The 20,411-nt window shown below is 71.8% G+C and carries 17 protein-coding genes; 7 read left to right on the top strand and 10 right to left on the bottom strand.

Annotated features, from left to right (window positions below; translation table 11 throughout):
• Positions 1-37 precede the first annotated feature (37 nt).
• The gene (locus ACE3Q8_RS03530; RefSeq protein ID WP_374468857.1) at positions 38-565 is read left to right on the top strand and encodes a cytochrome c family protein; all 528 of its coding nucleotides are present in this window, start codon (positions 38-40) and stop codon (positions 563-565) included.
• 242 nt (positions 566-807) lie between these two features.
• Here ACE3Q8_RS03530 and ACE3Q8_RS03525 read toward each other — a convergent pair whose 3' ends face one another.
• The 5 genes from ACE3Q8_RS03525 to glpK all read right to left on the bottom strand — a co-directional run bounded on the left by ACE3Q8_RS03525 (position 808) and on the right by glpK (position 8,665).
• Positions 808-4,044 carry an efflux RND transporter permease subunit gene (locus ACE3Q8_RS03525; protein WP_374468884.1) on the bottom strand — a complete coding sequence of 1,079 codons (3,237 nt, stop codon included), beginning with the start codon at positions 4,042-4,044 and terminating at the stop codon, positions 808-810.
• Positions 4,044-5,231 carry an efflux RND transporter periplasmic adaptor subunit gene (locus ACE3Q8_RS03520; RefSeq protein ID WP_374468856.1) on the bottom strand — a complete coding sequence of 396 codons (1,188 nt, stop codon included), beginning with the start codon at positions 5,229-5,231 and terminating at the stop codon, positions 4,044-4,046. The genes ACE3Q8_RS03525 and ACE3Q8_RS03520 overlap by 1 nt, the downstream gene beginning before the upstream one ends.
• 191 nt (positions 5,232-5,422) lie before the next feature.
• Positions 5,423-6,190, bottom strand: coding sequence for a class II aldolase/adducin family protein (locus ACE3Q8_RS03515; protein WP_374468855.1), 768 nt, complete (start codon positions 6,188-6,190; stop codon positions 5,423-5,425).
• Positions 6,191-6,248: 58 nt separating this feature from the next.
• Positions 6,249-7,133 (bottom strand): aminoglycoside phosphotransferase family protein, encoded by an 885-nt coding sequence (locus ACE3Q8_RS03510; protein WP_374468854.1) that lies wholly within the window; start codon positions 7,131-7,133, stop codon positions 6,249-6,251.
• A 38-nt stretch (positions 7,134-7,171) separates the two neighbouring features.
• Positions 7,172-8,665, bottom strand: coding sequence for a glycerol kinase GlpK (glpK, locus tag ACE3Q8_RS03505; protein ID WP_374468853.1), 1,494 nt, complete (start codon positions 8,663-8,665; stop codon positions 7,172-7,174).
• Positions 8,666-8,906: 241 nt separating this feature from the next.
• Here glpK and ACE3Q8_RS03500 point away from each other — a divergent pair, with 241 nt between their 5' ends.
• The 3 genes from ACE3Q8_RS03500 (at position 8,907) to ACE3Q8_RS03490 (ending at position 11,296) form a co-directional block, all read left to right on the top strand.
• A complete protein-coding gene (locus ACE3Q8_RS03500) occupies positions 8,907-9,899 on the top strand; it encodes a DUF2336 domain-containing protein (RefSeq protein WP_374468852.1) in 993 nt (330 codons plus the stop codon).
• A 44-nt stretch (positions 9,900-9,943) separates the two neighbouring features.
• A complete protein-coding gene (locus tag ACE3Q8_RS03495) occupies positions 9,944-10,726 on the top strand; it encodes an NAD kinase (protein WP_374468851.1) in 783 nt (260 codons plus the stop codon).
• Between the two features lie 102 nt (positions 10,727-10,828).
• Complete coding sequence (locus tag ACE3Q8_RS03490) at positions 10,829-11,296, top strand: Hpt domain-containing protein (protein ID WP_374468883.1); 468 nt, start codon at positions 10,829-10,831, stop codon at positions 11,294-11,296.
• Between the two features lie 4 nt (positions 11,297-11,300).
• Here the strand turns inward: ACE3Q8_RS03490 and ACE3Q8_RS03485 are convergent, their stop codons facing one another.
• Both ACE3Q8_RS03485 and ACE3Q8_RS03480 read right to left on the bottom strand, forming a co-directional pair.
• On the bottom strand, positions 11,301-12,086 hold the full coding sequence (locus tag ACE3Q8_RS03485; RefSeq protein WP_374468850.1) for an NUDIX hydrolase: 786 nt from the start codon (positions 12,084-12,086) through the stop codon (positions 11,301-11,303).
• A gap of 39 nt (positions 12,087-12,125) precedes the next feature.
• Positions 12,126-13,271, bottom strand: coding sequence for a DUF2336 domain-containing protein (locus ACE3Q8_RS03480; protein WP_374468849.1), 1,146 nt, complete (start codon positions 13,269-13,271; stop codon positions 12,126-12,128).
• Between the two features lie 169 nt (positions 13,272-13,440).
• Between ACE3Q8_RS03480 and ACE3Q8_RS03475 the strand changes: the two genes are divergently transcribed.
• Both ACE3Q8_RS03475 and ACE3Q8_RS03470 read left to right on the top strand, forming a co-directional pair.
• The gene (locus tag ACE3Q8_RS03475; protein ID WP_374468848.1) at positions 13,441-15,213 is read left to right on the top strand and encodes an ATP-binding protein; all 1,773 of its coding nucleotides are present in this window, start codon (positions 13,441-13,443) and stop codon (positions 15,211-15,213) included.
• Positions 15,214-15,266: 53 nt separating this feature from the next.
• Positions 15,267-16,469 carry a CaiB/BaiF CoA transferase family protein gene (locus ACE3Q8_RS03470; RefSeq protein WP_374468847.1) on the top strand — a complete coding sequence of 401 codons (1,203 nt, stop codon included), beginning with the start codon at positions 15,267-15,269 and terminating at the stop codon, positions 16,467-16,469.
• Positions 16,470-16,478: 9 nt separating this feature from the next.
• Here the strand turns inward: ACE3Q8_RS03470 and ACE3Q8_RS03465 are convergent, their stop codons facing one another.
• Positions 16,479-17,306, bottom strand: coding sequence for a transglycosylase SLT domain-containing protein (locus tag ACE3Q8_RS03465; protein WP_374468846.1), 828 nt, complete (start codon positions 17,304-17,306; stop codon positions 16,479-16,481).
• Between the two features lie 183 nt (positions 17,307-17,489).
• Here ACE3Q8_RS03465 and ACE3Q8_RS03460 point away from each other — a divergent pair, with 183 nt between their 5' ends.
• The gene (locus ACE3Q8_RS03460; protein WP_374468845.1) at positions 17,490-18,176 is read left to right on the top strand and encodes a TonB family protein; all 687 of its coding nucleotides are present in this window, start codon (positions 17,490-17,492) and stop codon (positions 18,174-18,176) included.
• On the opposite strand, the gene ACE3Q8_RS03455 is transcribed toward ACE3Q8_RS03460, so the two are convergent.
• Both ACE3Q8_RS03455 and ACE3Q8_RS03450 read right to left on the bottom strand, forming a co-directional pair.
• Positions 18,170-19,339, bottom strand: a complete 1,170-nt coding sequence (locus ACE3Q8_RS03455; protein WP_374468844.1) for an acyl-CoA dehydrogenase family protein — start codon at positions 19,337-19,339, stop codon at positions 18,170-18,172. The two genes, ACE3Q8_RS03460 and ACE3Q8_RS03455, sit on opposite strands and share 7 nt — an antisense overlap.
• Positions 19,336-20,373 carry an FAD-dependent oxidoreductase gene (locus ACE3Q8_RS03450; RefSeq protein ID WP_374468843.1) on the bottom strand — a complete coding sequence of 346 codons (1,038 nt, stop codon included), beginning with the start codon at positions 20,371-20,373 and terminating at the stop codon, positions 19,336-19,338. Before ACE3Q8_RS03450 ends, ACE3Q8_RS03455 begins: the two co-directional genes overlap by 4 nt.
• Positions 20,374-20,411 lie beyond the last annotated feature (38 nt).

The following is a 20,411-nucleotide window of genomic DNA, read 5'->3' as shown; positions in this document are numbered from 1 at the left end:
CGCTAGCTTGCCGCGCCTTTCGCCTCAGGAGACCTCCATGCGCAAAGTGGGTTCGATGTTCGCCGTCGCGGCCGTGGCCGCCATCCTCACCGCCTGCGGCCAGTCGCAGACCGGGCAGGACGCGGAGAACAGCCAGGCGGCCTCCTCCGCCCAGTCCGGCGCGGCCGGCCAGGTCGAGGCGGCGCCAGCCATGAGCGACGCCGACAAGCAGGCGCTGCTGGCCTCCTACCCGGCGCCCTACAACCAGGCTGACCTCGCGAACGGCCAGACCAAGTTCGGCCTCTGCCGCTCGTGCCACACCATCACGCCCGGCGGCGCCAACATGACCGGCCCGAACCTGCACGGTGTGTTCGGGACCAAGGCGGCGTCGAAGCCGAACTACAACTATTCCGACGCCATCAAGCAGGCGAACATCACCTGGGACGCCACGCACCTGGATCAGTGGCTGGCCGACCCGAAGAACTACCTGCCCGGCACCAAGATGACCTTCGCCGGCCTGAAGAACGCCGACGACCGACGCGACCTGATCGCCTTCCTGATGGTGGAGACCGGCTACCATCCGTAAGAGGTCGGGGGAACTCTTCCCACAGGCGATCAAAACGCCTCCGACAACCTTGACGCGCAGCGGCGGCGGGCGCATGCTCGTCCCTGTCGAGCCTGCTGTCCGGTCGACATCTCTCCGCGCCTTCGAACCCCAAGCGAGGGCGCGGAGCGCGCCGGTCGCGTCCCCCGCGCGGTCGATGCGCGTCCCGCATCCTGGCCTTCCCCGACTGCCGGGGAAGGCCATTTTGCTTTCGGGCGGAGCCCCTACTCGGCGGCGTTGGCGACGCGCGCCTTCTCGGCCTCCTCGAAGGCCTCGATACGCCGGGCGGTGGCCTGCGGCGACTTCGTGAACCGGCCGAGCAGGTTGTAGAACACCGGCACGATGAACAGCGTGACCATGGTCGAGAAGATCGCCCCGAAGAAGATGGTCACGCCGATGGTCTTGCGCGCCTCGCCCCCCATGCCGCCCCAGACGATCAGCGGGATGGCGCCGGCCGCTGCCGAGATCGAGGTCATGATGATCGGTCGCAGGCGCAGCGACGCGCTCTCGATCACCGCCTCGCGCACCGAGAGCCCCTCGTCGCGCAACTGGTTGGCGAACTCGACGATCAGGATGCCGTTCTTGGCGGCGATGCCCACCAGGATGATCAGGCCGATCTGGCTGTAGGTGTTGATCGAGGAGTCGGCAACCAGCAGCCCGAACAGCCCGCCGAGCGCCGCCACGGGCACAGTGAGCATGATCACGCTGGGGTGGATCCAGCTCTCGAACTGCGCCGCCAGCACGAGGAAGACCAGCAGCAGCGCCATGCCGAAGGCGACGCCCACGGCGCCCGAGCTTTCCAGGTAGTCGCGGGCCCCGCCGCCCCACTTCACGCCCAGGCCGCCCGGCTGGCGATTGGCCTCGGCCTGCAGGAAATCGATAGCCTCTCCCATGGAGTAGCCCGGGTTGAGCTGCGCGGTGAGCGTGATGGAACGCAGGCGGTCGACGCGGGCCCGGTCGGGGGTGTCGCCGCGCACCCGGGTGGTGACCAGGGTGGACAGCGGGATCGGCTCGCCCGAGCTCGCCCGAACGTAGACGTTCTTCAGGTCCTCCTCCGTCTGGCGCTGAGAGCGCTGGGTCTGGAGCAGGACATCGTATTCCTGGCCTGCCTTGATGTAGGTCGTCACCCGGCGCGAACCGAACATGGTTTCCAGCGCCCGGCCGACGGACTGGGCCGACACGCCGAGGGCGGCAGCCTTGTCGCGGTCGATGTCCACCACCACGCGCGGGCTCGTGGGCTCGTAGTCGAGACGCGGACGGGCCAGGCCCGGGTTCTGCTCGGCGGCGGTCAGGATCGGGCGGATCGCGCGCTCGATCTCGGGGTAGTCGTTGCCGGTGATGATGAGCTGGACGCTGGAGCCGCCGCCCCCTCCGCCGGGGCCGCCGCGCTGCAGGCCGCCCTCGGGCGAAACGATGGCGCGCACGGAGGTGATGCTGGCGAGCTCGCGGTTGAGCTGGGCCGCGAACTCCTGGGTCGTGATGTCGGCCTTCTCGGACAGCATGGTGTTGCCGCCGGCGCTGTTGAAGCTGGACGCCCCGCCGAAGCGCGGCATCGACAGCACGTAGCGGTCGAGGGTGCCCTCGCGCACGTGACGCATCAGGATCTGCTCGAGCTGCTGGGCCGCCTGGCGGGTGTAGTCGAAGCCCGCGCCCTCGGGCCCGGTGATCATCACCTGGGCGCGGCGGCGGTCCTCCTCGGGGGTGAGCTCCTTGGGCAGGACGTTGAACACAACGACGGCGAGGCCGGCCAGCACCAGCACGAGCGCACCGGCGCCGAACGAGGCCGAGCGCTTGCCGAGCACCGCCTCCAGCGACGCGTGGTACGAGGTCTTCAGCCGCTCCATGGACTTGTCGATGGCCTGCGCCAGGCGGCCCTCGCCCTTGGCGGGACGCAGCAGCTTCGAGGCGAGCATCGGCGACAGGGACAGCGCCAGCAGGGCCGAGAAGGCCACCGCGGCGGCCACAGCCACCGCCAGCTCCACGAACAGCCGACCGGTAAAGCCCGGCATGAACATCAGAGGCGCGAAGACGGAGATCAGCACGATGGTGGTGGCGACCACGGCGAAGAACACCTGGCGGGCGCCGCGCTGGGCGGCGACCACCGGCGGCTCGCCCTCGTCGATCCGGCGCTGGATGTTCTCCACCACCACGATGGCGTCGTCGACCACCAGCCCGATGGCCAGCACCAGGGCCAGCAGGGTCAGCAGGTTGATCGAGAAGCCCAGCGGGGCGAGCACGATGAAGGTCGACAGGATGCAGATCGGCGCGACGATCGACGGGATCAGCGCCGCGCGCCAGGTGCCGAGGAACAGGAAGTTCACCAGGGCCACGCAGCCGAGGGCGATGGCCATGGTGATCCACACCTCCTCGATCGCGTGGCGGGTGAACTCGGTGTAGTCCACCGCCACCTGCAGGTCGGTCCCCTTGGGCAGGCCCGGCTTGATCTCGGTGATCATCTGGCGGACGCCGTCTGAGATCTCGAGGTCGTTGGCCAGGCTCTGCCGGAAGATGGCGATGCCCACCTGGTCGCGGCCGTTCGAGCGGAAGCTGCGGCGGTACTCGTCCGGCCCCTCCTCCACGCGGGCGATGTCGCCCAGCCGGGTGATGTAGGTCTGGCCCGCGGTCGGCGTGGTCACGTCGCGGGTGACGCCCTGCGGCGCGCCGGCGACCGACGCCGTGCCGCCGACCGCGGCGGAGGCCTGCGCCTGGGTGGTCGCCCGTTGCGGCACGACCGGGAGCTGGGCGAACTGCTCGGGGGTCGAGTAGCCGCGGGCCACCCGGATGGTGAAGTCCTTGGCGGGCGCTTCCAGCGAGCCGGCCGGGAGCTCCAGGTTCTGCGAGTTGAGCGCGCTCTCCACGTCCTCGACGGTCACGCCGCGGGCGGCCATGGCGTTGGGGTCGAGCCAGATGCGCATCGAGTAGAACTGCGCGCCGCCGACGCCCACGTTGGCGACCCCTGGCACGGTGGAGAACCGCTCCACCAGGTAGCGCTGGGCGTAGTCCGAGAGCTGCAGCCGGTTGAGCGTCGTCGACGTGAAGCTCAGGAACATGATCGGCGAGGCGTCGGCGTTCGCCTTCTGGATCTGCGGCGGGTCAGCCTGTTCAGGGAGCTGCGCCGTCACGCGGCTGACGGCGTCGCGCACGTCGTTGGCCGCGTCGTCGAGGTCGCGGTCGAGGGTGAAGGAGATGCTGATCCGCGAGGAGCCGTCACGGGAGGCGGAGTTGATCCTGTCGATGCCCTCGATCCCGGCGATCTGCCGCTCGATGACTTCGGTGATCCGCTCCTCGATGACCTCCGCCGAGGCCCCGCGGTAGGTGGTGGAGACCGACACCACGGGCGGGTCGACACTGGGCAGCTCGCGCACCGTAAGCGCGCTGAACGAGGCAAAGCCGACGACGCACAGGATGATGGCCGCCACGGCCGCGAAGACGGGGCGCCGGACGGAGATGTCGGAGATCATCATGCGGGCGACCGCGCGGCTTGCGCCGGCGCTCCGTTGGGCCGGGCGCCCGGCTGGCGGGCGCCGGCGATCCGGATCGGCTGGCCGGGCTGCACCTTGTTGAGGCCGTCGGCGACGATCCGCTCGCCGGGCTGCACGCCGTCGCGGATCTCCACGAAGCCCTGCTGGCGCACGCCGGTCAGCACCGGCCGTTGTTCAGCCACGGTGCGCTCTCCGGCCTGGCGGATCACGTAGACGAAGGCGTTCTCGCCCTGCACGGACACCGCCGATTCCGGCGCGCTCAGGTTCTGGCGGTCGCCGCGGGAGACGCCCACCCGCACCAGCATGCCGGGCTTCAGCCGCCGGCCCGGATTGGGGAACTCGGCCCGGGCGGTGATCGCCCGGGTTCGCTCGTCCACGCGGGTGTCGAGACGGGCGATGCGGCCGGTGATGGTCTCGCCCGGAAGGGCGTCGACCCTGGCGAGGATCGTCTGGCCCTCGGAGAGCTGGCTCAGAAAGCGCTCGGGCACCTGGAAGTCGACGCGGATGGCCGAGACGTCGTCCAACGTCACGATGGGCGCGCCGGGGTTCACCAAGGCGCCGGGCGCCACGTCCGACAGCCCGACCACGCCGGCGAACGGCGCGCGGATGATGCGGTCCGCCTCGCGCGCCCGGGCCGCGGCCACGTCGGCCTGGGCCGTGCGCCAGGCGGCTTCGTACTGGTCGATCTGGGCGCGCGAGGCGAAGCCCCGCTGCCCAAGTTCACGATAGCGGTCGTAGGCGCGACGCGCCTCGACGAGGCGGGCCTCGGCCTGGGCGATGCCGGCGTTCTGTTCGGTGGCGCGGAGCTCCACCAGCACCGCGCCCTTGGCGACCGACTGGCCGTCCGTGAAGCGCACCCGCTCGACGAGCTGGGTGGCCGCCGCCGTCAGGGTCACCGACTGCCGCCCCTTGGCGACGCCGAGAACTTCCAGGGTGTCGGCGAACGCGCGGGGCTGGACCACGGCCACGGAGACCAGGGTGGGACCGCCGAAACCGCGGCCGCCCTTCATGCCCGGACCGCCCTTCATTGCGGCCGCGCCGCCGCCGGCCGCGCCGCCGCCGGGGCCCGCCTCGGCGTTGCGGCCGAGCACCTTCACCCCGCCGACGATGAGCATGACGGCCAGGATCACGATGGCGGCGACGAGGAAGAAGTGGCGTCTCAGCAAGATGGATGGGCTCCGCGCCCGCCGTCCCGCGGGCTGATCGTCGAAAAGAATGAGGCTCTTAGGGTGACCCGATACACGCCGTCCAGTGACAGAAGGATGGCTCTGCGTTGCGTCCGTGAAACAGGCGCTCAAATACTGACGGGCGCCCGGGGACCGGGCGCCCGTTGCTTAGACGAAAGTGGTAGGTGGACTCAGGTGTCGTAGCCGGGCAGCTCGCGGTCGAGCTTGCGCAGGCAGCCCGGCCAGGCGAGGCCGCCGCCGATGCCGCGGGCCACCTGATTCCGCACCTCGGTCTGCGACGCCTCGGGCGCGAACAGGACCTTGTCCCGGCCGCCCGACAGCGCCTTCACCTGCATGGAGCAGGCGCGCTCGAGGTAGTACATGCCGATCCAGCAGTTCGCGGCCGTGTCGCCCACCGACAGCGTGCCGTGGTTGCGCAGCAGCATCAGGGTCTTGTCGCCGATGTCGGCCACCAGCCGCTCGCGCTCGTCGAGGTTCAGGGCGATGCCCTCGTAATCGTGATAGGCGAGCCGCGGCATCACGATCAGGGCGTGCTGGCTGAGCGGCAGCAGGCCTTCCGACTGGGCGGCCACAGCCACCCCGTCGTCGGAGTGCAGGTGCATCACGAAGCGGGCGTCCTCGCGCGCCGCGTGGATGGCCGAGTGGATGGTGAAGCCCGCCGGATTGATGAAGTACGGCGTCTCCTGCAGCACGTTGCCGTCGAGGTCGATCTTCACCAGCGACGACGCGGTGATCTCCTCGAACAGCATGCCGTAGGGATTGATGAGGAAATGGTGCTCCGGCCCGGGGATCCGGGCCGAGATGTGGGTGTAGATCAGGTCGTCCCACCCGTAGAGCGCCACCAGCCGGTAGAGCGCCGCCAGGTCCACCCGGGCCTGCCACTCCTCGGCGCTGACCCGGTCCTTGAGCGAGGGCAGATTGGCGAAACCATCGGCCATGGGGCGTCTCCCGTTCATACGATCGTTCGGCGCAAAGTCCTCCCGCACGGACCCAGCGTCAAGCGGCAGCCGCCGTCCACGCCTCCGCAACCTCCAGCATGCGGCGGCCATCATCTGCGGCCCCTAGCTTCCACGCGTACAGCGCGGTGGAGACCCGCTCCACGAACGCCCAGGCCCAGATCGCGTCCTCCGGCTGACCGGTGAGCGCGGCCATCCTGGCGCAGCGGGCGCGGCCGAGCGTCGCGGGGTCGCCGGCGAGCAAGGCCTCGCTGCCGCCCCGCAACAGGGCCCCGATGTCGTAGGCCGGTTCGCCCCAGATCCCGTCTGGATCGATCAGCCGGAACCGGCCCGGCTCATGAGGATCGGCCAGGGCGTTGTGGATATGGGGATCGCCGTGCAGCAGGACCGCCTTCGCGGGATCGTGGACCCGGCCCCGCTGCTCCGCGTAGGCGACCGCCCGCTCCACCACCGCCGCACGGCACGGCCGGCGGAGCGCCTCCCAGGTCTGCGGGATGAAACGCGCCAGCCAGGCGGCCTTGTCGGGCAGGCTCAGCAGCCCGTCGGCGTGCGGCAAGGGACGCCATGAGGCCATCAAGGTGGCGGCCAAAGCCTCCAGCGCCCGCTCGCGCGGCCAACCGAGGTCCGCCAGGGGCGCGCCGAGGCGTTCCACGAGCAGGGCGCGGCGCGCGGGATCGGCGGCGAGCAGCCGCGCATATCCGTGGCCGTCCGCCAGCGCCAGGGCGCGTATCTCGCTCTCCACGGGCTCGTCCCCGGGCATGGTGATCTTCAGGACGGCTGCCGCCCCGGCCGCGGTGACGGCTTCCGCCACATAGGCGCTGGACCCGCCTTCCAGCGTCGCGCCCAGGCGCAGCCCCCAGCCTTGGGCCAGATCGGCGATGGTCGCGGGCAGCGTCGCCAGCCACGCCTCCGCCGCGCCGCCCAAGGCGCGTGCGCTGCGTTCGACCCTGGCCGGAACCAGGATCAGGTGCGCACCCGGGTCACCGCGTCCAGCCAGCGGGCGTACGCCGCCTCGCGCCGATGCGCGGCCATGCCGGGCTGGAAGCCCTCGGTGCGTGGCCGGGCTGACGCCGCCTCCTCCAGCGAGGCGTAGATCCCCGCCCCCAGGCCCGCGAACAGCGCCGCGCCGAGCGCCGTGGTCTCCTGGTAGGTGGCCCGGCAAACCGACACGCCGGTGAGGTCGGCCAGTCGCTGGCTGAACCACAGGCTGCGCGACATGCCGCCGTCGATGCGCAGCTCCACCGAGCCCTCGAACGCGTGCGGCGCGTCCGAACGCATGGCCTCGATCAGGTCCCGGGTCTGCAGCGCGGAGGCGTCCAGCGTCGCCTGGGCGATCTCGGCGAGGCCGGCGTCGCGGGTCAGGCCGAAGATCGCGCCGCGGGCGTTGGCGTCCCACCAGGGCGCGCCGAGCCCTGTGAAGGCCGGCACCAGCACCACGCCGTGGTCCTCGCGGGCGCGGGCCGCCAGGCTCTCCACGGCGGTGGGGCCGCCCGACACGCCTAGACCCTCGTTGACCCATTGCACGGCGGCGCCGGCGATGAAGATCGCGCCTTCCAGGGCGTAGGTCGTGCGGCCGTCCACCCGCGCGGCGACGGTGGTGAGCAGCCGCGCCCGCGACACCGGCGCCGCCTCGCCCGTGTTGATCAGCATGAAGCAGCCGGTGCCGTAGGTGGCCTTCATCTCGCCCGGCCGGATGCAGCCCTGGCCCATCAGCGCCGCCTGCTGGTCCCCGGCCACGCCCCGGATTGGGATGGCGCGGCCGAGCAGGCCGGGTTCGGTCTCGCCGAAGTCGCCCGCGCAGTCCCGCACCTCCGGCAGCAGGCCGAGCGGGACGCCCAGCATCTCGCCCATGGCCGCCGACCAGGCGCCCTTGCGGATGTCGTACAGCAGGGTCCGCGAGGCGTTGGTGGCGTCGGTGGCGTGCACCCGTCCGCCCGTGAGCTTCCAGATCAGCCAGGTGTCGATGGTGCCGGCCAGCAGCTCGCCGGCCTCGGCGCGCGCCCGGGCGCCGGTCACCCTGTCCAGCAGCCAGCGGATCTTGGTCCCGGAGAAGTAGGGGTCGAGCAGCAGACCGGTGATCTCGGTGGCCTCCCCCTCCCGCCCCGCCTCGCGCAATCTCTCGCAGAGGTCGGCCGTGCGGCGGTCCTGCCAGACGATGGCCGGATGGATCGGTCGCCCGGTGGCCTTTTCCCAGACCACCACCGTCTCGCGCTGGTTGGTGATGCCGATGGCCGCCACCTCGTCCATCGCGCGCGCCGCCTTGCGCACCGCCTCTCCCAGGACCTCCACTGAGGCGCGGAAGATCTCGTCCGGGTCGTGCTCGACCCAGCCGTCGGCGGGATAGTGCTGCTCCAGTGGCCGGCCGGCCTCGGCCAGCGCCCGGCCCTGGCGGTCGAACAGGATGGCGCGGGTGCTTGTGGTGCCCTGGTCGAGCGCCAGGATCAGCGGTTCGGCCATCTGGCGGTTTCCTCCCCCGTCTTTGGTCTATGCCCTTTAAGCATGTTTTCATCCGGACTCAGCAGATTCGGGCCCGAGGGCTCAGAACGGGCCCGGGGTATGGGGGTTTAAGGCTGTGGGTCTCGCGCTGAGCAGCGAAAGTCTGCTTGAGCTGGCCAGGAGCCGCGCGCCGGGAGACCGGGAGCGGTTGTTGCTGGGCCTCGTGGATCTGTGTGCGACCGGCGGCGGGGGGACAGCCGTGGTGTCCGCGCCCGCCGTCCAGGGCCTGCTGTCGTCCATCTTCATGACCCTGGTGGTCGAGGCCGAGCGGGATATCCGCCGCCGCCTCGCCGAGCGCCTGTCGCGCGCCGACTGGGCGCCAGCCGGCCTGATCAACGTCCTGGCCCTGGACGAGATCGAGATCGCCCGGCCGATCATCGCCGCCAGCCCGCTGCTCAAGGACCACGACCTCGTGCGCCTGCTGGTGGAAGCCACCATCGAGCACCAGATCGAGGTGGCCCGCCGACCGCACCTGGGCGGCGTGGTGGTGGCCGCCATCCTGCGCCAGGCCGAGCCCGCCGTGCTCACCGCGCTGGCCAACAACCCGACCGCGGACCTCAGCGACGAGGACATGCGCCAGTTGGTGGCCGCCGCCCGCAAGGTGGCAGCGCTCCGCACGCCCCTGTCGCGCCACCCGCGCCTGACCGCCGACCTCGCCCTGCAGCTCTACGTCTGGGTCGGCCAGTCGCTGCGCGCGGCCCTGGCCGACCGGTTCAGCCTCGACGGCGCCGCCGTTCAGCAGGCGATCGCCGACTCGGTCCGTGACGCCCACGCCAACGCCCCCTCCGAGGCCGAAGGCCTGCTGGTCGTCGCCCGCGAGGGCGAGCGGGAGGAGATGGAGCGCAAGCTCATCGACAAGCTGCACGCCGCCGGCCAGCTCCGCCCCGGCTACCTGGTGCGGGCGCTCCGGGAACGGCGCCTGTCGCTGTTCGCCACCGCGCTGGCGCGGCTCGGCGGCTTCGAGGAAGACCACATCCACCGGGCGCTCGACTCCGAACGCCCCGAGCTGCTGGCGCTGGCCTGCGCGGCCGTCGGCATCGACCGCAGCGTCTTCCCGACGATCCTCGACATGGTCCGACGCCTGAACAACGGCCGTCCCTCGGGCGGGATCGCCGGCCGCGCCACGGGCGTGCTCGGCCCGGTGCCGCAGGACCTCGCCGGCAACGCCTTCCGTCAGGCGGTCGGCGCCCGCTGAGGCGGTTTGACAAGCCGACCGGCTTGGCCGCTTTTGGCCGTCCGATGTTCAACGCCCAGCCCATGGTGACCCGCCTGGCCTTCGTGGCCAGCGACCGGCCGGAAGCCGAGGAGGCGCGCGACGCGCTCGCCGCCCGCTATGGCGACACACCCGAGAGCGAGGCCCAGGTGGTGGTCGCACTCGGCGGCGACGGCTTCATGCTGGAGACGCTCCACCGGCACCTGGAGAGCGGCAAGCCGATCTACGGCATGAACCGCGGCTCGGTGGGCTTCCTCATGAACGAGTACAGCGAGGACGGGCTGCTGGAGCGGATCAACGCCGCCGAGACCGCGATCATCCATCCGCTGCGCATGACCGCTGTCGGGGTCGACGGCGCGACCCACCGCGCGCTGGCCATCAACGAGGTCTCGCTGCTGCGCCAGACCCGGCAGACCGCCAAGCTTCGGATCACGGTCGACGGCAAGGTGCGCCTCCCGGAGCTGTCCTGCGACGGCGCCCTGGTGGCGACGCCCGCCGGCTCCACCGCCTACAACCTGTCGGCCCACGGCCCCATCATCCCGCTCGACGCGCGCGTGCTGGCGCTGACCCCGATCAGCGCCTTCCGGCCCCGGCGTTGGCGGGGCGCCCTGCTCTCACACACCGCCACGGTGCAATTCGAGGTGCTGGAGGCTGACAAGCGGCCGGTCAGCGCCGTGGCGGACAACTACGAGGTGCGCGACGTGCGCCAGGTGAACGTCTGCGAAGACCGCGAGGTCAGCCTGACCATGCTGTTCGACGCCGGCCGCAGCCTCGAGGAACGGGTGCTGGCGGAACAGTTTTCTTCATAGAAAACCGTGGGTTGCGCGTCATCCCTTTGTTAACGGCTTACCTTTAGCGTTTCCCCCCGAGTGGCAGGAGGCTACCGCGTGAGCCAGCAGAATTCGGGCCAGATGATCCAGGTCCCCAACAAGCTCGGGGCCAAGGTTGGCGGCGGACTGGGCCGTCTGGGCGCCATCGATCCGGCGGCGATCGCCAAGGCCGAGGCCGCTCTGAAGAGCCTGTCCGGCAACTTCGCCCAATGGCTGCACGACGAGATCAACAAGCTCGACGCCGCCCGCCAGCAGGTCCGCGCCCAAGGCGCCACGACCGAGACCATGGAGGCGCTCTACCTGCGCGCCCACGACCTGAAGGGGCTGGGCGCCACCTACGGATTCCCGATCATCACCCGCATCGCCGCCTCGCTGTGCCGCCTGACCGACGACAAGTCCAAGCGCACCTCCGCGCCGATGCCGCTGGTGGACGCGCACATCGACGCCATCAAGGCGGCCGTGCGGGACGACATCAAGGAAGACACCCACCCGGTGGGCGCCGTGCTCGTGAAGGAACTCGAGGCCGCCGTCACCGAAGCCGGCGCCTGAGCGGCTACATCACGCGCTCGAGGGGCTCCTCCACCGCGCCGTAGCCGGCGTCGGGCGGCAGCACGAGCACCTTGCCCGCCCCGCGGCTCTCGATCTGCGGCCGGACGGTGACCAGCGTCCGCGCCCCCGCCCGTTCGACGGCGTCGGCGGCGCTCTCCGCCTCGGCCAGCAGCTTCAGGTTCATGCGCGTGGGGAAGATGATCTTCCGCTCGCCCAGTTCACCGAGCCGCAGGGCCTCCGACGGCGGGATCCATTCGGCGTCCACCGTCTCGCGCCCGTCGCACGCGGCGAGCTGGTCCTCGGGCGCACGCACGGCATAGAACCAGGTGTCGAACCGCTTGGGCGTGAGCGGCGGGGTGATCCAGCGCGCGAAGACCGTCAGGGCGTCCAGCTCCAGCCGGGCGTCGAGGTCGCGGACCACGTCCAGGAAGGCCGTGCGGCCGGCGTCCACCGCCTGGCGCACCTCCATCGGACAGGCCTCGCCGCCGATGGTCGAGCCGTCGCGGCGACGGGCGAGCAGCAGGCCTGCCTCCTCGAACACCTCGCGGATCGCGGCGATGCGCAGCGCCCGCTGCTCGGCGTCGTGTGCGTCCCAGCCAAGAACGTGATCGGCCCAGGCCGGGTCGTGATCGCCCGCGTGGCTCTTGCCGCCCGGGAAGACTAGCGCGCCCGAGGCGAAGTCGATCTGGTGGTGCCGCCGCACCATCAGCACCTCGAAAGCCGGCTGGTCGCGCAGCAACAGGATGGTGGCGGCGGGCTTGATCTCGGCGGAGGAAGCGGACTCTGACATGGCGCCAGCTTGGGCCGGCGCCCCCGGGTCAAGCAAGCGTCAGGCGGTGACCTTCTCCGCCTCCTTGCGGGCGCTGCGGGAGAGCTGGTCCATCTTCTCGATCAGGTAGTCCACGTCCTCCCGGGCCGCCGCCTGCGGCTGAGTGAGGAAACGCTGCATCATCCGCTCCTGGAAGCGCTCGCGGTCGCGGGCGCCGCCGTCGAACTCCATCGAGTGGAAGGTGTCCACCGCCGCCCGGAAGGCCGGGAACAGGCGGGCCGGCAGCCCGGCGCGCTCGTAGATGGCGCGTAGGCCCAGCGGCCCGGCGTCGTGGATCATCAGCCAGGTGCGGTGGTGCGGCACGCCGGCCAGCTCGGCCAGGCCCCACTCGAAGAAGGTCATGTGCCCCTGCGCCAAGCCACGGAGCAGCAGCGAGGGCGTGAGCCGGCCGCCCTTGGCCAGGTGCGCCACGAAGCTCTTGATGTCGGCGGCGCGGCCGGCCTGGTCCACCAGGTCGACGGTGGCCCGCTCACCGGACGCAACCGCCAGCTCCAGCGCGGTCTGCGGGGAAAGCGCATGATGGGTCACGAGGTGCTCGCGCACCTGGTCCGAGACGAGGCCGATCAGCCGTTCGGTGACCGACAGCGGCAGGGCCTGGCGGAAGGCGACGGCGGCCAGCACCTTCTCGGATTGTTCGAAGCGGTCGACGACCCGCTGCAGGGAGCGCTCGCTGAAGTCGGCCTCGTCGTTGGCGCAGGCGGTGGAGACCGCGCGCTGCGCGCCGTGCTCGGCGATGGCTTCCGTCACCTTGCGGCCGAGCCTGGGCCGCTTCGCGATGGCGAGCTGACGGACCGGCCCGCCCAGGCGGACGATCTCGGCCAGGTCCTCGTCGGTGAAGGCCGGCGAGAACGCCAGCATCGGCAGGGCGACGCTCTCGACGTCGCGCGCGAGCCGCAGCGCCACGTCGCGCGGCACCAGGCTGGACTCACGAAGGGTGACGGCCAGCGCCCGGCGGACGAGCTCGGCGGCGTCGGCGGCCATGATCCGCAGGATCTCGGCGGCCAGCGTGCGATCGTCGTCGGTCAGGGGCAGGCGGTCGAGGTTCCGGCACAGCTTGTGCGCGGCCGCCGCCCGCTCGTCGGGCGTCGCCCCCTTCACGAGCGTGCGGATATCCTCCTCCGTCAACGCTGCGCGCGTCGTCGCCATGGCCCCTTCTGGTCCCTCGTGAGACCATTTTAGTCCCACGAGTCGACCCTGCCACGGCCATGCTTAACGGGGCCTTGCCGGGCGAATCTGTTGATTAACTTCTTCCCGTAACCCGCCGCCAACCGCGCTTCCCATAGCCTGCTCACGAACAGCCAGGGTCGTGTGAAGAGTGCGTCAGCCCATCGCCAGCGAGCCGCTCCGCGGCGGCCTCTCCCTCGGCGAACAGGCGCTGCAGGCCCAATGCGCGCTGCTGCCGTGGGCGCTGGCCGCCTTCGGCGTCTGCCTGCCGGCCTACGTCTGGGCGGGCAGCCATGCCCCCAACGCCGCCTGGATGAGCGTCAGTTTCGTGATCTTCGCGATCGGCTGGGGCGCGTTCTATGCCGTGGTGAACTGGCTCAAGGAGCCGCAGGCCGCCGACCCGCGGCGGCGCGCCCGGGTGCAGATCCTCGGCGGGCTTATCTGGGCCGGCGCCATCGCCCAGATCGCCGCCTTCGCCATGGGGGCAGGTCCCTACCGCGAACTGCTGCTGCTGGCGGCCCTCGCGGCGGCGATCGTCTGCGTGGTCTTCACCGCGCCCTGGCTGCCCAGCCTGCTGATCGTCGCCCCCGTCGCCCTCGCCGGGCCGCTCATCGGCCTCTTCACGACCGAGGGGGCGCGAGAGGCGGCGCAGATCGCCTGGGGCGCGGTGGCGCTCGCGCTGGCGCTCAGCCTGGTGGTCAACCGCATCCTACGCCGGCAGTTTGCGCTCGCGGCCGAACGCGAGATGTTGATCGCCGAGCGCGCCAGCCAGGCCGAGGCCGCCCGCCGGCTCGCCCGCTCGAAGTCCGACCTCGTGGCGACTCTGGGCGACGAGATCCGCAACGGCCTGACCGGTGTGGCCCACGTGCTGGCCGCCGCCGCCGGGCGCGGCGGACGCACCGCGCCTTCCCGCAGCCAGCTCTCCGCGGCGCTCGACGCGGCCAACGACCTGCTGCAGGTGCTGGATACCACCCTCGACGCCGAGACGGCGGAGGCCGGTCGACTAACCGTCCGGCCGCAGCCGGTCGACGCCATCGCCCTTGTCCGCGACCTCGTGCTGCTGAGCCGGCCCCAGGCTTCGGCCAAGGGGCTCGAGCTCAAGGTGCAGGTGCAGCCGGATCTCGCGGCCGGCTCGGGAGCGGCCATCGCCGACCCGGTGCGCCTGCGGCAGGTGCTGAACGCCCTGCTCGGCAACGCCCTGAAGTTCACCGTCCGCGGCGCCGTCGAGGCGCGGCTGGCCGTCATCGACGGCCGGCTGGTCATCGAGATCGCCGACACCGGTCCAGGCCTCACCGCCGACGAGCTGGCCGTGGCCTTCGAGCCCTTCCAGCGTGTCGCCCGTACCAGCGCCGGCGCGCCCGGCGCTGGCCTCGGCCTGACGCTCGCCCGCCAGCTCGCCCGGCTCATGGGCGGCGAGCTCAGGGCGCACAGCACCCTGGGCGTCGGGAGCTGCTTCACCCTGGAGATGCCCTACGATCGGCACGCCCGTCCCCTGCCCGCCGCCACGCCCGAGCCCAAGGCCGAGGCCCGCCGCCTGCGGATCCTGCTGGCCGACGACGAGGCGCTGAACGCGGCCATGCTGCGCGCCCAGCTCGAACAGCTCGGACACCAGGTGGTGCACGCCGCCAGCGGCGAACGCGCAGTGGAGCTGGCACGGGTCTGCGACCTCGACCTGATGATGATCGACGCCCGCATGCCGGGCCTGGACGGGCCGGCCACCATGGCCGCGGTGCGGTCGCTGGACGGACGCGCGTCGCTCACGCCCATCGTGGCGGTGATCGGCGGGCCCGACGAGGCGCGCGACTGCCTAGGGGCCGGCGCAGAGGCCCTGCTGCGCAAGCCCGTGACCCCGGCGGCGGTGGCCCGCGCCATCGCCGAGGCGCTGGCCGCCGACCCGGCCGCGAACGACCGCGTCGTGGCGTAAACCGCAACCTGTTCTAGACTGCCCCCAAACGCACAAGAAGCCTGGGGGACGCCGTGCTGCTGCAGGGCCTGAAGGTCGTCGATTTCTCCGCCTACATCGCCGGACCGGGCGCCGCGGGCATCCTCTGCGACTGGGGCGCGGACGTCATCAAGGTGGAGCGGCCGGGCGGCGACGCCATGCGCCACACCCTGGCCGACACCAAGAGCCAGCTCTCGGGCAACCCCGTCTTCGACCTCGATAACCGGGGCAAGCGCGGCGTGGTGCTGGACATCGCCAAGCCGGAGGGCCGCGAGGCGCTGGCCAGGCTCGCCGGCCAGGCCGACGTGTTCCTGACCAACGTGCGCCCGGCGTCGCTCAAGCGCGCGGGCCTCGACGACAAGGCGCTGCTCGCCGCCAATCCGAGGCTGGTCTACGCGGTGATCACCGGCTACGGGCTGGAGGGGCCGGATGCCCACAAGCCCGGGTTCGACGTCACCGCCTTCTGGGCCCGCGCCGGCGTCGCCAACATGATTCCGCCGAAGGGGACCGAGCCCTTCATGCTGCGCACCGGGGTCGGCGACCACACCACGTCGCTCGCCACCGTCTCGGCGATCCTGGCCGCCCTCTACGAGCGCGAGCGGACCGGCAAGGGGCGGCTGGTGCAGACCTCGCTGCTTGCGACCGGCGTCTATGCCCTGAGCTCGGACCTGGCGATCCAGATGAAGTTCGGCCGGCTCGCCTCGCTGAAGCCGCGCAGCCAGCCGATGAACCCGCTGGCCAACGTGTTCCAGAGCGCCGACGGCCACTGGTTCGTGCACAACCCCCGCGGCGCGTCCGGTGGCTGGGAGGCCTTCTGCCGGGTGGCCGGCCGCCCGGACCTGATCGAGGACCCGCGCGCCGCCACCGGGCGTCTACGCCGCGAGAACACGGTCGAGATCACCGCCGAGTTCGACAGGGCCTTCGCCACGCTCCCCATGGCCGAGATCGCCCGGCGGCTGGACGAGGCGGACCTCGTCTGGGCCCCCGTGCAGACCCCGGCCGAGGTCGTGGCCGATCCGCAGGTGGCCGCCGCGGGCGCGATCCTGCAGGTCGCCGACGGCGAGGGCGGGACCTATCCCCAGCCCGCGGCCCCGGCGGTCTTCCCGGGCGTCGAGACGGGCGTGCGGCCGGCGAGCCCGAAGCTCGGCGAACATACCCGCGAGGTGCTTGCGGAGATCGGCTACGGTGAGGCGGAGATCGAGGCGCTGCTGAAGAACGGGGCCGCGGAGGCCGGCTGACGGCGGCCGTCAGCTCTCGTCCCGGGCGTCGGCCAGGATCTTCAGCATCTCGGTGGTGAAGATCGAGCCGGTCAGGCGCGAGCCGACCCCCAGTTGGTCGGCCGGCTGCGAGCCCCTGAGGATCAGCGCCACGAGGGCGTCCTGTTGCCGGACGCGGTCGTCCCGACGGGCCGAGGCGTACTGGATGAACTCGTCCTCGGGCGGCGGGGTCGCCTCGGCCAGTTCCGTCGCCTGGCCCGCGCCGCCCGTCCGCGTGAGGTTCGCATAGACCTCCGCCACCGAGGCCGCGCGACCGTCGCGGTAGAAGATCGCCTTGTTCGCGCGGGCGGCGTCGGGGAACAGGCTCGCGGCGCTGGCGTCGGGACGCTGCTCCATGGCCCGGATCAGCTTGGCCGACCCCTGCGGGCCAAGGAAGTGGGCGGCGTAGAGCTCGCCGGCCGTCGGGTTCCGCCCCACCCGGCCCTTGAGATAGGCGGCGTGGTCCGAGGCCAGCTCGCCGGCCATGAGCGAGGCGGCGTGCGGGTCGAGGCGCAGGTCCATGACCGCGCGGCGGGCCTCCGGGCCGTCCACCCGGTACTTGCCGTCTGAGCCCTTGGAGATCAGCTCAGCGTAACGGGCGTACCCATGCTTGGAACCGTGGTTCTTGAGTGTCTGCAGCCACGTCTGTTCGACGAACTGGAACAGGCCGGTGGCCGAGGAGCCCGACGCCCTGGCGTGCGGGTTGAAGCCGCTCTCGCGGTTGGCGGTGCGCATCAGGAACGAGAAGTCGACACCGGTCGCCTTGGAGGCGCGCTGGATCGCCCCTTCCACCGCGCCGCGGATTCCCTGGATCGCCATGGCCGAGTCCTGCGGCCGGCATGGTTAACGCGCCGCTAACCATACCCGCCACGCCCCGCTCGCGCCCCCTGCGGCATTTCTTACACCGTCACGCCTACGGAGCATGTTGACGGCGTGCAGGTTCGCGCGTTCTCTCCACATTGCAACATTGTTGCAATGTTGCAAAACACAGGAGGACACGCCGTGATAGCCCGCCAGTTCGTCCCGCTTACCTTCGATTCCCGAGGGACGGGGCGTCCCAAGCACCTCACCGTCGCCATCGCCGCCTCCCTCGGCGTACATGTGGTGGTCGGCGCCTATGTTGCATACATGAAATTCTCTGCGGCGCCCGCCGACCTGCCCGACGAGGTGGTCATCGAGGCCCCCTGGGTGACGCTGGAGAAGCCGAAGCCGCTCGATCCGCCAAAGCTCGACAAGCCGCCGGTGAAGGTCAGGCCACCCGCGCCGATTCCCGGCCCCATCGACGTCGCGCCGACGCCCGTGCAGCCTACGCCCGGCCCGGCTGAGCCGTTCAAGCCGGCGCCCCTTCCCCCGGAACCCGTAGTGGCCCCGGAGCCGGTCCGCGCCGACCCGGTGATCCGCTCGCCCACCTGGCTGAAACGACCCGGCGCCAACGAGCTGGCGCGGTTCTATCCCGAGCGGGCGCAGCGGCTGGGGCTCGACGGCCGGGCCTCCATTGGCTGTTCGGTGACCGCCAACGGGAGCCTGACCGGCTGCGCCGTGGTCTCCGAGACTCCGGCCGACGCGGGCTTCGGCGAGGCGGCGCTCAAGCTGTCGCGCTACTTCCGGATGAGCCCGCAGACGGTGGACGGCCGGCCTGTGGACGGCGCCCACGTGGTGATCCCCATCGCGTTCCGCCTGCCTCAGTAGCTGCGCGGCAGGCCCAGCACCCGTTCGGCCAGGAAGTTGAACACCATCTCCCGGCTGATCGGAGCGAGGCGGGCGATCATGGACTCGCGGAAGTAGCGCTCCACGTCGAACTCCTTGGCGTAGCCCATGCCCCCGTGGGCGAGGACCGCCGCCTCGCAGGCCCGGAAGCCCGCCTCGCCGCCCAGGTACTTGGCGGCGTTGGCCTCTGCTCCGCACTCGCGGCCGGCGTCGTAGAGGGCGGCGGCCTTGAAGGCCATCAGGTTCGCCGCCTCCAGCTCGGCCCAGGCCTTGGCGAGCGGGTGGGCCACGCCCTGGTTCTGGCCGATCGGGCGGCCGAAGACCACGCGGGTCTTCGCGTAGTCCGCCGCCCGGGCGAGCGCAGCCCGGCCCAGCCCCACCGCCTCTGCCGCGAACAGCACTCGCTCGGGGTTCAGCCCCTCCAGGAGGTAGTAGAACCCCCGTCCCTCCTCGCCCACCAGGGCGTCGGCCGGAACGTGCAGGTCGTCGATGAAGACCGAGTTCGACTCGACAGCCTTGCGGCCCATCTTGGGAATGGGCGTGGCGTGGATGCGCGTCCGGTCGAAGTCCGCATAGAACAGGCTGATGCCCTGGGTCGCCTTCTGGACCTGATCCCTCGGGGTCGTGCGGGCGACGATCAGGATCTTGTTCGCCCGCTGGGCCGAGGTCGTCCACACCTTACGACCGGAGATTTTCCAGCCGTCATTGGTGCGCTCGGCGCGGGTCGTGAGGCTGGTGGTGTCGAGCCCCGCGTCCGGCTCCGTGATGCCGATGCAGAGCTTGTCCGCCCCAGAGATCAGGCGCGGGATCAGCCGGCGCTTCTGCTCCTCGCTGCCGAACTTCGCGAGCGGCATGGGGCCGAAGATGTTCAGGTGCAGGGCGCTGGCGCCGGTGAAGCCGGCCCCGCTCTCCGTCACCGCCTGCATAGCGATCGCAGCTTCGGTGAGGCCGAGGCCCGAGCCACCCAGGTCCTGGGGCATGGCCGCGCCCAGCCAGCCGGCCTCGGCCATGGCGGCGACGAAGGCCTCCGGGAACTCGCCGCTCTCGTCCGTGCGGCGCCAGTACTCCGCGTCGAAGCGGGCGCAGAGCCGCAGCACCCCCTCGCGGATCGCCTGCTGTTCGTCGCTGAGCCAGAAGCCCGTCATGCCCCCTCCGCCTCGAACCTGCCCGGCGCCAGGCGGTGGGCATGGGGCCCGGGGTCCCGCTCCGTCACGCAAGCCGCCACGATTCCGGCGGCCATGGGCGCGAGCAACCAGCCGTTGCGCCGCGCGCCGACCGCCAGGACCACGCCGGGCGTGCGGCCGGGCCCGACCAGCGGCAGGCTGTCGGGCGTCGCGGCACGCACTCCGGCCGCCAGGACGTGGCCGGCTCCCCTCAGCTCCGGGAACAGCCGTGCGCCGCGAAGCAGCAGCGGCTCCGCCTGGGCAGGGTCGGGCGTGGGATCGTCCACTCCCGCCTCCATGGTGGCGCCGACCGCCGCCTCGCGGTCCGCGCCGGCCACATAGACTCCCTCGCCGCGCACGGTCATGGCCGGCGTCGGCGACATCCCGACGCGCAAGATGTGCCCCTTGATCGGCGTCAGCGCCGCGAGTTCGGGCGCGAGATCAGCGAGGCCCTGCCCCGCGCCGGTAGCCACGACCAGCCGCTCGGCGTCCATGAAGCCCGTCGCCGCCTCCTGGCGGAACGCCACGCCGGCGGCGTCGCAGGCGCGGCGGAGGGCGGAGAGCGCCGCCGCGGCGTCGAGGCGCCAGTCCTCGCGGGTCCAGAGCGCGCGGCCGAACACGGGTGAGAGTCCCGGAGCAAGCTCCTCGAGGGCCGCCCTCGGCAGCTCCGCGGCATGCTCGCCCAGGCGGGCGAGCTCGGCGTCGATCGCGCCCAGCCAGCCCGGTGAGCCCACCGCCAGCGCGCCGGAGCGGTCGAGCGTCAGCCCAACGCGCGCCTCCAGCGCCGGCCACAGGTTCCGCGCGGCCATCAGGAGGTCGAAGTGCGGCCGCGCCTCAGGATCGAGCACGGCCTCGAAGACCGGCGCCAGCATCCCCGCGGCGACCCCTGAGGCGCTGGCGAGCGGTGCGGCGGGGTCGAACACCGTCACCCGGCAGCCCGCGTCCGCCAGCGCCAGAGCCGCGCTCAGGCCGAGCGCGCCCGCACCCGCCACCGTCACTGTCGCGCCCCGGCTCATGGTCCCTTACCAGCCGCTCGACTCGCCAAATGCAAGCG

This window comes from Phenylobacterium sp., from assembly GCF_041913825.1.
Taxonomy (GTDB): Bacteria; Pseudomonadota; Alphaproteobacteria; order Caulobacterales; family Caulobacteraceae; genus Phenylobacterium.
The sequence above is the reverse complement of the archived record's forward strand: the minus strand, read 5'-3'. Positions and strand labels throughout refer to the sequence as shown.